8 protein-coding genes are annotated in these 13,012 nt (G+C 55.1%); 7 read left to right on the forward strand and 1 reads right to left on the reverse strand.

What is annotated here, in order from left to right; genetic code table 11:
• Nucleotides 1-329: 329 nt before the first annotated feature.
• Nucleotides 330-1,013 carry an HAD family hydrolase gene (locus ACFWEM_RS28240; RefSeq protein ID WP_378539072.1) on the reverse strand — a complete coding sequence of 228 codons (684 nt, stop codon included), beginning with the start codon at nt 1,011-1,013 and terminating at the stop codon, nt 330-332.
• Nucleotides 1,014-1,683: 670 nt separating this feature from the next.
• Here ACFWEM_RS28240 and ACFWEM_RS28245 point away from each other — a divergent pair.
• The 7 genes from ACFWEM_RS28245 (at nt 1,684) to ACFWEM_RS28275 (ending at nt 12,836) form a co-directional block, all read left to right on the forward strand.
• Nucleotides 1,684-3,189, forward strand: coding sequence for an IucA/IucC family protein (locus ACFWEM_RS28245; protein ID WP_378539073.1), 1,506 nt, complete (start codon nt 1,684-1,686; stop codon nt 3,187-3,189).
• Nucleotides 3,190-3,200: 11 nt separating this feature from the next.
• Nucleotides 3,201-4,868, forward strand: coding sequence for an IucA/IucC family protein (locus ACFWEM_RS28250; protein WP_378539074.1), 1,668 nt, complete (start codon nt 3,201-3,203; stop codon nt 4,866-4,868).
• A 908-nt stretch (nt 4,869-5,776) separates the two neighbouring features.
• Complete coding sequence (locus ACFWEM_RS28255; protein WP_378539075.1) at nt 5,777-7,057, forward strand: pyridoxal phosphate-dependent decarboxylase family protein; 1,281 nt, start codon at nt 5,777-5,779, stop codon at nt 7,055-7,057.
• A 76-nt stretch (nt 7,058-7,133) separates the two neighbouring features.
• The gene (locus ACFWEM_RS28260) at nt 7,134-8,351 is read left to right on the forward strand and encodes an alanine racemase (protein WP_378539076.1); all 1,218 of its coding nucleotides are present in this window, start codon (nt 7,134-7,136) and stop codon (nt 8,349-8,351) included.
• On the forward strand, nt 8,332-9,666 hold the full coding sequence (locus ACFWEM_RS28265) for a lysine N(6)-hydroxylase/L-ornithine N(5)-oxygenase family protein (protein ID WP_378539077.1): 1,335 nt from the start codon (nt 8,332-8,334) through the stop codon (nt 9,664-9,666). The genes ACFWEM_RS28260 and ACFWEM_RS28265 overlap by 20 nt, the downstream gene beginning before the upstream one ends.
• A gap of 24 nt (nt 9,667-9,690) precedes the next feature.
• Nucleotides 9,691-11,487 (forward strand): IucA/IucC family protein, encoded by a 1,797-nt coding sequence (locus tag ACFWEM_RS28270; protein WP_378539078.1) that lies wholly within the window; start codon nt 9,691-9,693, stop codon nt 11,485-11,487.
• Nucleotides 11,484-12,836 (forward strand): glutamine synthetase family protein, encoded by a 1,353-nt coding sequence (locus tag ACFWEM_RS28275; RefSeq protein ID WP_378539079.1) that lies wholly within the window; start codon nt 11,484-11,486, stop codon nt 12,834-12,836. Before ACFWEM_RS28270 ends, ACFWEM_RS28275 begins: the two co-directional genes overlap by 4 nt.
• Nucleotides 12,837-13,012: the final 176 nt, after the last annotated feature.

Here is a 13,012-nt window from a genome sequence, read left to right on the forward strand (position 1 = left end):
CAAGCGAACACGATGCGCTTGATATTCTCCGAGTTCCTCGCTGCCCCCGCATGTTTCGATCGAGCCGAGACTCTCGTGGCGACAAACTTGCCGGCATGATGGGAAGTCAGCCAGCCCTGCGGCACGCGAGTGGCAGAAGTTTTGGTCCAAGGGGCCCAATTTCTCGCGGGTCGGTCATCGGCGTGTCAAAATTGAACAGGCGAAGGTCTCGCAAGAAGATGCGATCGCCGGTTTCCGGTGAGGTGGTCGATCAGGCGTAATCGTGAAGCTACGCAATTTTGGTGAAGATCTGGGGATTTTTCCTGGAACGGAGCCAGAACAGGTGGGCATCAGTCGAGAGCGGGATCGACTGACAAGCGATCGTTCACAAGGGATGGAAGTTCCTTCATTTCGTGAAATACGGTGGTTCCATCACCATTCAGTCGATCTGCGGGCGTCACTCCGCCCGCGAATGCGAAGCAGTGAATGCCAGCAGCTCGGGCCGCCACCACGCCAGGATAGCTGTCCTCGATCACAACGCACGATGAAGCCGGGACGCCCATGCTCTGAGCTGCGTGCAAAAAGAGGTCAGGTGCCGGTTTTCCTCGATCAACTTCGGTCACGCTGAAGATTCGGCCAACAAATAGCTTGTAAAGGCCTGTCCGACCAAGGGTGTGTTTCATCTTTTCGTGAGTTCCGCCGGATGCAACGCAGGTCGATATATTCATCTCGGCCAGCTCAGCTAGAACACGAGGTACGCCCGCGATGTGCTCTAGGCCGTTGTCGACTTCAGCTCTGTGATAGAGATCGAAGAGCTCAACCCACGTTGCAGCCAACTTCTCCCCAAGTCGTGCCTTGACCACAGTCTCAATGGATGCGAGCGAGTGCCCTGTAAAGCGCGCGATGGCTTCGCTGTCTGTCAGCGGCCACCCGAGTTCCGTTCCGATTCGGACTTGTACCCGAAGTGCTATTCGCTCGGTGTCAACCAAAACGCCGTCGCAATCGAAGATAGCCAATCGGGGGAGATCGCTCATAGGTGCACCATATTCTTAGCTGGCCCGGCATCGGACCTGTTGCGCCACTTGGCATGGCAGTCGCCACATTGGGGGTTATGCCACGCGGAGGTTTTCCTTGACTTTATCGTGCAAGCCACACAATGATGGGGTGCATGAATGCGCCCCATACCCGGGTTCGTCTTCGGTCACCGCTCAAAACTCGGAAGCAGCTGGGTGCACTGCAAAGTGTGAAGGTAGACCATTCTTGCAGGAGGCGTGGGTCAAGATTTGACGATTGCGCGTCGCTGAAGGGCGGTTTCTGCGTCGGTGCGTCTGCTCTATTAAGTTCAGTTGTTGCCCGAGCGAGCAGCACCGTTGATGTCAGGGTAGTGGTTAGGTCCTAGTGAACAGACCGACGAATTATTCTGTAGGCGTAGGAAATTCGAACGAACTGCGGCGAAATCCGAGATCAGTCGTGCCGTGGGACGATACGGTAGTCGACTCCGTCGGCTCTCACCTTGCAGTCGATTCGGTTCTCCATGACCTCATCGACGTTGCAATATCTGAGGGACTGGTCGAACTATGCCAGACTGACCCACCAGAGTGGGCGTTGCCAGCTGGCGACGGTACGCGGTGGTTCCGTATTGGAAAGCTATGGGCGAGATTTCAACCCGGCGGCGCTGCTGGCTGGCGGGTTGCCAGGGGCCCGGTGCTCGATGCAGACGGTACCAGGGTATCCCCGCGTGATGCGGTACTTGCGCTAGGGTTATGTGGGGCGGCACTCGGTGAGTTTTCAGACGATATCGTTACCGCCGCTGATCATGGGACCGCAACTGCACGACAGCGCGCACATGTCGATCTAGCGTTGCGGCCAGGGAGATTGCTCGAAGGCGAGCGCCTAGCGGCAACCCGTGGGCGGCCATTTCATCCGACCTCTCAGGCAGTCAGCGGATGGAGCGTTAGCGATATCCTCACGTATGGGCCAATGCGGCGTGAACCTCTTGCTCTGGCATGGGTTGCTGTACGGCGAAGTCAATTGAGGCTCGGCCCTGAGCCAATTTCCGGATCCATTCACCAGCAACTACTGAGCCGAGCAGATCAAACGGTTCTGGAAAACGAAATGGCTTCTGCTGGGGTGGACGGCACAGATTATCAGTTGCTTCCTGTGCATCCATGGCAGGCGATCAATGTATTGCCTGAGTTGTACGCAGCCGCGTACACCCGTCGCGAGATCGTTCCGATCAGTGCTGATTTGGGCGAATTTCACCCCACCGTCTCATTGCGAACCCTTATCACTACCGTCGCACCGCAGCATCATGTCAAGTTGCCTTTAGCCGTGGCGACACTAGGCGCCACACGCCTACTCCCGGTTCGCAATCGGGAGAACGGGGTCAGGAACGAACGCACCATGCGCGCAATTATTGAGTCGGATACGCGGTTGCACGCACTTGTGGATGTTTGCGCCGAAGGTGCTTGGGTCGGATGGGACGAATCGAGTGTGCGGGACCCTTCCTTGGAAAGAGAGGGGCATCTCGCTGCTCAAGTACGCACTTATCCCGCGAATACTCACGCCGATTTTGCTGTTCCAATGGCGGCGCTCGCTGCGCACGAGTGGAGCAGTTTGGCAATGTCGATTGGCATGACCGATCCGGTCGAGTGGTTCGGTGCGTTGGCGGACGTCTTTGCCGTCATCACCTTGGCTTTCCTCAGCCGCGGTGTATTTCCAGAATTACACGGCCAGAACACAGTTTTACGAATGTCTTTGCAAGGTCGGATTCTGGGTTTCGTGCTGCGCGACCATGATGCCCTTCGGGTGAACGAAGGTTGGATGAAGGCTGCCGGCACACTAGATCCTCAACAGATCATTCGCCCGGGGCGAAGTCAATCATTGAGGCCAGACTCTCCAGAGGACCTGGTGGGCTATGCGCAAACGCTCGCTTTCCAAGTAAACCTTAACGGTATCGCAGTTGCGTTGGCACGACACTATGCGCTCGACGAGCGGGAGTTGTGGTCCTGTGTTCGTAGAGCGATCGAGCGCGCGTTGAGTGCACTGGACCTACCTCGTGCAGTATCCGACGTGCTGGCGGATTGTTTCTTGAGAGCACCCATGTGGCCAAGCAGGACGGTCATGCGCCCTTTGTTGGAGTCGGGTCGGTCGTTGGCTTTGAGTATGCCGGCGGGTACCGGGTCCATTCCAAATCCGTTGAGGCAATAGGAAGGTCGGAGTTGATCACGTCGCAAGAGGGAGCCACCGATGGGACTTCATACGCGATCGCTGAGCACGCCGCGCGATCGTCGCTGCTGAATTGTTTGGTGCGTGAAGTCCATCCTCTGCCCGCCCAAAGGCAAGGCCCGGTGTACTTCCGGCTAGCGTCGGGCGTCGAACTTGTCGCCCGACTGCAATGGTGGTCGATTTCAGGAAACCACCGGTGGGAGCACGAAATTGAGGTCGATCGCGGGACAGGGCGCCGTTCAGTCGCGCATGCCGACGTCGTCCACCTACTTTTGGATGAAGTCGGTGCGGCCGTTGGTGCCGGCAAGAGGATTCCTCAACATGAATTCGACGCGTTGCTCGACCAAATCGCCAACAGCGTCGAGCGGACGGCAAATTTTCTCTCGTCGAGCCAGGCACAGGCACCATCGGTCTGTGGTCATGAAATAACCCGGCGTGCGGAACAATCGCTAATATTGGGACATCCCTTTCATCCGACACCGAAAAGTGCCGACGGTCCGCTAGCAAGCGATCTTGCTCGCTTTGCACCCGAACTCGGAACGTCTTTTCAACTGCACTACATGGCCTTGTCGCCCGAAGTAGTTGCAGGAGAAAGGGTAGGGCCAGGCCAATGGATCCCGGCGGAGGTCCTACGAGAAGGACCCAGTGGATGGCCGGTGGTTCCGGTCCACCCACTACAAGCGAAATATCTGCAACATCATCCGGTCGTATCGATGCTTGTCGCTGATGGCGCATTGATACCCCTCGGCCCGATCGGCAGTTTGGTGTACCCGACGTCGTCGGTCCGTACTGTGTGCAATCCTGCGTTTCCAACAGCTTGGAAGCTCCCGCTCCACCTCCGAATAACGAACTTCACGCGCAACATACCGACCGAGCACGCGCGGCGGGCGGCAGACGCAAGCGCACTGGTAGCGCGGCTGAGGAGTGATTGGAGGCACTCAGGGTTCGGCGTCCTGTCAGAAACTGGCTGGCAAGGTTTGAACCCACTCTTTGTCGGCGAAGAACTGGCAGCCGAGTCCACCGTGATCTACCGGGACAATCCGTTCGCAACCGGTTCCGCCGCGCCGAGAGTCCTTGCGGCACTGGTGGAGGCAGGTAGCGGGAGTAAGCCGCCTACGTTAGTTGACGAAGTACGAAGGGCGAGAATGGGCCGCACCGCCTGGCTGGAGGCATACTTGAGGATTTCACTGGTCCCCCTCCTTGAAGTCTTTGGCTCGGATGGTCTTGGCTTCGAGGCACATCTCCAGAACAGCCTGCTACACACTGAGGCTGGACGCCCAGCGCAATTCTGGGTGCGAGATATGGAGGGCGCGCACGTAAGTCGCGATCGTCTTCCAGCTGGGCTTGCCGCAGATAGTCCGCTGGTCTATACGGAAGATGATGCCTGGCAGCGACTTCGTTACCACGCAGTCGTGAACCAGCTTGCTGGCGTCGTGTCGGTACTAGGGCATGCGGAGAGGGACGAACACAAGCTGTGGTGTGTAGTTGCGGGTGTACTTGCTAGCCTGGGTGATTCCAGTTCTGCAAGTCCGTATGCCGAGGACCTGCTGTGCAGTCAAACTCTTCCTGCGAAAGCGAACCTGGTCAGCCGACTCGTAGGATCCGCAGAGTCACCGCGCTTTGTCGAGATCCCCAATCCGATTCGAATCTGCCGCCCTTGAAGTGGGAGGTCCACAAAAGCGGGTGGCCCCGCGCCTACCTTTCCGCGACAAGCGCGATACTCAACGGGCAGCCGGAGGAAGGTCGAAGGGTGAAACCGTAAGGGCAGCAACAGCTAGATATTGATTCAGCCGTGTTGCACGGTCCGCCAGCCCCCCGTCGAATTCTTGACAGAATCAACGGATGTTGATAGAAATCTAGCAACAGACCGAATAGTTCGGTTCATCGAAATCTCAGCTCGCCCGTGCGACGTTCGCTGACTCTCTTCGTCGGCCAAGCCCGCGCGCAGCCCGCACGTCCTCAGTTGCAAGGTATGCCTGCGAAAGGATGGGAAATGCGCAAGCCGTCACGCAGAAAAGATTGATCAGATCGAGGTCGGTGAACACGTTCCGAGGCCAAAAATATGTCCAGGGGCGACAATTGATCTGCTGGGAGTCCACTCGCTCTCGTCCTCGAAGCTGGTTCGTCCGGATTCGCGCGCCATCGGCTACCGTGAAGTGACGCGGTATACGCAAGGTGCTCATCGACAAATTTCATTTGTAGACGCAATGTTTGGCCTGCCCGATTCAAGTTTCAAAGAACCTCGAACTCGCATGAGCGTTATCCGCCCACATACCTGGCATCGAAGCCGGCCCCAGTTGGCCGTTCGAATGTCTTCGCCACACTCATGCGACCCATCGAGCGAATGCCTCAGAGGAGATTTGAGATGGGACAACAACACCCGGCCCGACAGAACATCATCCCTCGGACGGAGGGAATAGTTGGGTTTGTCTCGGATGACGGCTCACTCGAGATGGCCCTCAATGCGGCCAGCATCGGTTTGCATGACGGGAGCGAAGACAGGAAGGGGCCAGCGCCACGCGGTGGGCCACCCGAGGTCGTTGCTGCCGGCCTACGGGCATGGACCGAGATGATTCCCGATGAGGGCGTGGGTGAAGAGCAGGCCGTCTATGAATACAGCAGGTTTCTTGCGGCATACGCATCTGACCCAAACGATGTGAAGTGTGTGGCCCATCTGCACTGCCCAACTCTATCTGCCGCTGTGGCAGCCGACATGAGTGCTTCCGCCACAAATCAATCTCTCGATTCGTGGGATCAGGCCCCCGGCGCATCATTGATCGAAGCACGAGTATGCCAGGCACTGGCTGCACTGGTCTATCCTGATGCGGCCACTCCTGATGCAATCGCGACCACCGGCGCCACCGAATCAAACTTCGTCGCGATACTCCTTGCTAGGGAAGGCGCGCGCAGAGCAGGAATGAAAATGCGCGTGGTCTGCGGCGAGAATGCCCATCACAGTATTGCCCGCGCTGCGTGGCTAGCTGGAGTAGAGCCACCGGTAATGATCAGGTCAACCGCGGGCAAGCTCGATGTCGAGCACGCTGAGCATGTACTCAAGAGCGAACAGCCAGGCGAACAGACGTTGATGGTTGTTACCGCAGGAACTACCGACACAGGCAGCATCGATCCACTTGCCCCTATAGCCGATCTGTCGCGGAAGTATGGGTTTGACATTCATGTAGATGCAGCTTATGGGGGACCACTCATCTTATGCGACGCATATGCTCACAACCTAAGAAATATTGATCGCAGTGTGACGGTTGCGATGGATTTCCACAAATTTGGGTGGCAACCAATATCCTGTGGTGTCCTGGTCGTTCACAATCGGGAATATTTGCAACCGCTGGAAGTTACAGCAGAATATCTGAACTCAAAGGACGACGTTGGTCGTGGATTCCCAGATATGCTAGGACGATCTATCCGAACGTCACGGCGCCCCGATTTGTTCAAATTAGCAACTACGTTGCGCGCCACTGGCCGCCTCGGTTTCGAGCGAATGATAGCAGCGTGCTTCGCCGCGGCTGAACTTCTAGCAGACGCCATCAATGCTGACAGTAACTTCGTCCTGTGGTTTGGCCAGCGGGATCTGACAACCGTCCTCTTTCGTCTCCCCGATATGGGTCGGACACCCGAAATCAGTGACAATATAGTCGCCGAGGTTCGACGACGGTTGTTGGAGAATGGAAGCGCCGTGTTAGGCAGGGCGCGGACCCAGGATAACGATGGACAAATGCGCCTGTGGTTCAAGATCACGGTTCTGAATCCAAAATTGAACCTTCAAGACATCGAAGCCATCCTGGGCGCGATTGTGCGTGAGTCGTCCTCAGTTTCGGACGGGCTAGCAGTATGAGCGATCCCGAGGTTCGTGGCGACAAGTCGAAGCAAGGTTAGAAATGGCGATTATGTGGCCCCCGTCAGCCGGAGGTATGCCGCTACTCGACCCGGCGGCGATGGCGCCCGATTTGCGAGCGAAGGCGGAGAAGATACAAAGTTGGCAACACTCGGCAGCTACCTTTATCTATGACCCGTCGGTGGCCTTAGCTCGTATTCAGCTGATGCGGACGGCACTGCCTCCGTGGATTCGGATCCACTACGCTATGAAAGCGAACTCTTTTCCTTCGCTAGTCGAGGTGATCTCGCCGAAAGTCGATGGCTTCGATGTCGCGTCGGAGTCGGAACTCGAAACCGCACGTAGGGTGAGCGCCACAGCGAGCATTTCTGCGAGTGGGCCTGGCAAGTCGGACGCGTTCATCGAGTGTCTTTCGCGGATATCAAACTCGATAGTGAATGTCGATAGTGTCACCGAACTGCACAGGCTGAGGAAGGTAGCCGAGAATCACGGCCGACAGCAAAAAGTCGCGTTGCGAGTCAGCCCCCCTTACGTCCAGCTGGACATTGGGGACGAATTCGAAAACGATGGGCAGAGGTTCGGCCTATTTTCAGATGACTTGCATCACGCAATCACGTATGCGCGCGCGTCTTCATTTCTCGAACTAGTGGGCTTCCACTTCCATCTGCTGTCAAACAACCTCGATGCAGCCAGGCACGCTTCGTATATCCGCTGGTGTCTCAGTTGGAGTCGCTCCACTGCACAAAGAGCTGGGATTGACTTGCGTTACGTCAACGTCGGGGGTGGCATAGGAGTGGGATTCGGAATTGAATCGGAATTCGATCTCGAGAGACTTGGTAACGAACTAAAAGGCCTAGAAACACCCGACTTCGAGGTTGTGATTGAGCCTGGTCGCTATCTTACTGCTGACTGCGGATGGTATATATCCGACGTAGTCGATCTCAAGGTGCGGGAACACGAATCCTTTGTCGTTCTTGCAGGAGGAATTCACCACTTCCAGTTGCCGACATCCTGGGACATCGTACATAACGCCGTGGTCCTTCCCAGAGAGGGATGGTCGGAGACGTATCCGAGGCCCACAGTGGAGAACCAACTAGTTACCATCATAGGTAAGTTGTGCACGACTGAGGACACCCTGCTGCGCGATGTGGCGGTGACACGAGTTCGAGTCGGAGACGCTATCGCATTTCCATATGCAGGTGCGTACGGCTGGGAGTTTGCAATGCAGAACTTCCTAGGCCACCCCCATGCGAAACGAGCGCTATTGCGCTCCAATGACATTGGAGATGATTGAACTGATGTGCGCATCAAAGGTGGATTTGCTGGGCGTGGGAGTGGGACCGTTCAATCTATCTCTTGCAGCACTGGCTGACGGCCTAGATCTGACGACGCAATTCGTGGACAGAAAGCAAGAGTTCTCCTGGCACCCCGGAATGCTGATTGGAGGGTCAAAGCTCCAAGTTCCATTTCTGGCCGACCTCGTCACGATGGTTTGTCCTACGAGTCGATGGTCGTACTTAAATTACTTAAGTGAACATCAGAGATTGTTTCAGTTCTTTTTCTCCGAGCGCTTCGAGGTACCGCGACGTGAATACTCTCATTACTTGGAATGGGTGTCCTCTGAGCTTGAGTCGTGCCGATTTGGTTGCGAGGTCGTTGACATTTCCTGGGTTGGCGCAGAAGAAGCGTTCGTGGCAAATGTGCGATATTCGGACGGTGGCGTAGACACAGTAGTTGCGAAGAATATCGTACTGGGAATCGGGAGTCGACCTGTAGCAACTCCGCAAAAAAATGACGCCGCATCACCTGAAGGTGAATCGCTGATTTTTCATTCGGGTGAATATCTTGAGAAACGAAGCGAATTGCTTTCGTGCGAAAGAGTGGCAGTAATCGGGGGTGGGCAGTCTGGTGCTGAGATCGTACTGGACTTGATTCGCGCTCAAGACTGGGAAGGGCGCTTAGCTTCGAGACCTATATGGATTTCGAGATCTACAGCGTTCGCCCCGATGGAGTATTCAAAACTGGGGCTTCAACATTTCACCCCTGACTATGTCGAATACTTCTTCCGGCTATCTGACGACGTCAAACAAGAACTGCTGGCGAAGCAATGGCAACTCTATAAGGCGGTTAGCAACCAGACTCTCTCAGATATCCACGATGAACTTTACGAAAGAACGATTGGGGGGCGTGAACCGAATGCAGAGCTTAGGCCAGGTGTAGAAGTTCGAACGGTCTCAGAAGGAAAGACCAGGAGGTACAGTTTATTGTGCTGGCATGTCGACAAGCGTAAACAAATATGCATTGAGGTAGACGCAGTTGTTTGGGCAAATGGTTATGAATCACGCCCTCCGACGGTCCTTGACGCCATGAAAGATTCTTTGCCATTGGATAGTCGAGGGAAGCTGATAATCCGACGTGACTACTCGATTTCGACTACAGGGGATATAGGCGGAAAGATCTATGTTCAGAATGGAGAAATGCATACACATGGAATCGGTGCTCCCGATTTAACATTGGGTGCTTGGAGGTCGGCACAAATTCTTAACTCGATTATCGGAGAAGCAAGATTGCCTGTTGCTGGTGACGTGGCTTGGACAAGGTTCGGCTGACATGCATCTAGGAGGAGCGAGCGAATGAACGAGTACGACTCTAGATATCGATGGCGTCGTGCCGGGCGGTATCTCGTCGGTCAGACGATTGCACTGCTAGCCTTCGAGGGTCTATTCGATCCGATTGAAGACAGAAAGAGTGGCAGCACTCGATATCGGTTCGAGTTGGGGCTGGCAACGTGGTCGTTCTCTGGCACCTACGATGCCGCCGGTTATTGGATTGTCGAACCTGAATCGATCCGGCGTGAACCCGAACTGGACGACGAACAAGTCCTATTCGAGCAGATCATTATCGATCTGGGTAAGGTACTCAAATGGGACGGTGCTACCCAGGCGGAGATGCTCGTCGAAGCCCTCTCAACACATCGTGCAGAAGACCGCGTATTTCTAAATTCGCTCAGCGCAAAATCCCTAGCTGCACTGGATTTTGCGGAGCTTGATGCCCATCAGAATGGGCACCCAAGTATGGTTCTCAACAAAGGACGGATTGGATTCTCGACGAGCGACTGGGAAGCCTATGCGCCGGAATCGTCGAAACTAATATCGGTGGTATGGATAGCGGCACACTCAAGTATTGCCGAAGTGGCGCTACTTGGAAACGTGGAGTGGAATGCGTTTACCCTGAAAACAGTTTCCGATAAGGCCGGAAGAGATATGGAGGCCAAGCTGGCGGATAGCTCGAAAGAATATGGGTGGGATGTTAGAGACTTCGTTTATGTTCCTGTGCACCCTCACCAATGGGATAACGTTGTTCAATTGCATTATGCGCCTTTTATCGCGGATGGCCGCATAACTTTTTTGGGTTTGAGTGAGGATCAGTACAGATCCCTCCAGTCGGTGCGAACTTTAAAGAATATTTCCAATCCTTGCGCACCTGACCTGAAGTTAGCGTTGCACATTCGGAACACTCTCGTATATCGCGGTCTTTCGCGCGAGTACTGCCTAGCCGCGCCGGCTATCACGTCGTGGATTAAAGATATTCAGCAAAATGATCACTATTTGAGTCGAGGGGTGAGGTTTCATCTGTTAGGTGAGTTCGCGGGCGTATCTGTGCGTAATACTATGTTCGGCGGATTGAGTGAATCGCCGTATCACTATCATGATTTGTTCGGTGCCATATTCCGGGAACCAATCGAGCAGGTCGTTTCCGTTAATGAAAAAGCAAGATCGGTTGCATCGTTATTGCGATTATGCCCTGACGGTTCATCGCTTCTTGCTGTGCTGGTAGAGAACTCCGGCGTTGGCGCAGTGCAATGGACACGAGATTTCTTTCATGCGCTGCTTCCTGGTCTATTGCACTTCCTCTATGCATATGACATCGGTTTCTGTCCGCACAGCGAGAACACCATCGTAATCTTTGACGATTCTGACAGACCAGTCGGAGCCGCAATCAAGGATTTCTCTGGCGACCTTATGGTCCTTGCCGACGGTCGGACTGATCTCTCGGATCCGCCTTTGGAGGCTTCTCCCGGAATTCGTCGCTTGACTCCGGACAAACTTGCGCACTCGGTGCTCACTTCCGTTGTATTGGGTACCGCCAGGAACATGTCACGGGTCTTAAGCAAGGCCCTGGATGTCGATGGCTCTTTAGTCTGGTCAATCATCAGATCCGAGATTCAGGGTTACGAGCAACAATTTCCGAACCTCGTCCAAAATGGGGAGAAGTACAATTTGCAGGGGCTGGATTTCGAGCGTCTTTGTTTCAATAGGGACCAGTTCTTAGGCGTACACCATCACGATCGTTCGGAGATGGATGACGCATTCGTCTTGGGAGTTGGTCGCGTCCGAAACCCACTGCACGCTGTCGAGGTGACCGGATGAATTTCGCGATCCAGCATGTCGACTACTGGCGTGACGAGTTAAGTCGAGTAGCTCCGAAGTCGACGGAGGTAATTGTTGCGCTACCTGATCTGTACGGCCGACTTGTCGGAAGTACGGTTTCGGTAGACCACTTTCTCTCCTACGTCGTTGTTCGTGGGCTTCCGGCATGCAGTTACCTTCTGGCTTGCGATCTCGATATGGAAATGGTTCCAGGTATGGAGCTCGATCCAAGCGGAAATTCCTACGGCGATTTTGTTCTTGTTCCAGTTCCGGGCACATTGAGGCTCGCCTCGTGGGAGACGGACACCGCTATTGTGATTGCAGACGTATATTGGCCTAATGGATCGGACGTCGCCGTATCTCCGCGTTCAATCCTGAATCGTCAGCTCGAACGGTTAGGTGCCGTCGGACTCGTGGCATTCGCAGGTACTGAGGTCGAGTTTCTGGTTTTTGATGAGAGCTACGACGAGGCGTTGCGTCGCCGATACAGTGATCTGACAGCTGCCACGCGGTTTAATTCGGACTACTCGCTCACGGGCTTGGAACGAATAGACAAAGTGACGTCGCGGCTACGTACAGAACTGAGCCGTTCTGGTTTTGAGATCGAAACTGCTCGTGGCGAGATTAACCGCGGTCAGTACGAGGTGGTGTGCAGGTATCAAGAGGCAATGGCGACATGTGATGCACATGCCGTACTGAAGACTGCGGCAAAACGGATCGCGGCGCAAGAAGGAAAGTCCCTGACATTCATGTCTAGGTTCGATGGGGGCGAAGGTAACGCGTGTCATATTCATTTCTCACTCAGGACTGCGGATGGCGGCCTCGTCTTCCCCGCCGAGGACTCCGATGACCAGATGTCGTCGTTGATGAAGTGGTTTATGGCCGGCCTGCTTGTTTGTGTGCGAGACTTTGCTCTTCTAAGCGCTTTGACCATCAACTCCTATAAACGATTGGCGCGAGCAGAGTTTGCGCCAAAGTTGGCGGGGTGGGGTTGGGACGACCGGCTGAGCGCTGTTCGGGTTGTCGGTCGCGGCGTGGGGTTGAGGTTCGAATATCGTCTACCTGGCGGTGACGCGAACCCGTATCTTGCCATGGCTTCAATAGTGGCGGGTGGGCTGTATGGGATCGAGAATCAGCTGGAGTTACCAACTCAGGGGGACGGCGGGGAGGTGTGCCTTCCGCGGACGCTATCCGAGGCTCTCGAATCGTGGGAATCAAGCGAACTGGTTCGGGAAGCGTTTGGGCCTGACGTTCGAAGGCACTATTCGCAGTTAGCTCGTGCTGAGTTGGAATTGTTTGAGTCCACTGTGACGGACTGGGAGCGCATACGTGGATTCGAGCGGTTATGATTGCGTCTCAATCTGACGGCCCTGTCGAAATGAATGAACCGATCGCGGGTCCACCGGCGCGCTGCCATGCCCGTTCATTCGACGACCGGATTAGCCGCGCCGTTCGGGACAATCCCTGCCGCGTTTATACACAATCGAGAGACTTCTGGACCACTGTTGTCGAGTTGGATGTCTTG

This window comes from Rhodococcus sp. NPDC060176 (assembly GCF_042728675.1).
GTDB lineage: Bacteria > Actinomycetota > Actinomycetes > Mycobacteriales > Mycobacteriaceae > Rhodococcus_F.

What these genes read in the sequence shown, in the direction of transcription:
- ACFWEM_RS28240 (WP_378539072.1), bottom strand. Translation starts at nt 1,013, where the DNA reads ATGAGCGATCTCCCCCGATTGGCTATCTTCGATTGCGACGGCGTTTTG.
- ACFWEM_RS28255 (WP_378539075.1), top strand. Translation starts at nt 5,777, where the DNA reads ATGATTCCCGATGAGGGCGTGGGTGAAGAGCAGGCCGTCTATGAATAC.
- ACFWEM_RS28260 (WP_378539076.1), top strand. Translation starts at nt 7,134, where the DNA reads ATGCCGCTACTCGACCCGGCGGCGATGGCGCCCGATTTGCGAGCGAAG.
- ACFWEM_RS28265 (WP_378539077.1), top strand. Translation starts at nt 8,332, where the DNA reads ATGACATTGGAGATGATTGAACTGATGTGCGCATCAAAGGTGGATTTG.
- ACFWEM_RS28270 (WP_378539078.1), top strand. Translation starts at nt 9,691, where the DNA reads ATGAACGAGTACGACTCTAGATATCGATGGCGTCGTGCCGGGCGGTAT.
- ACFWEM_RS28275 (WP_378539079.1), top strand. Translation starts at nt 11,484, where the DNA reads ATGAATTTCGCGATCCAGCATGTCGACTACTGGCGTGACGAGTTAAGT.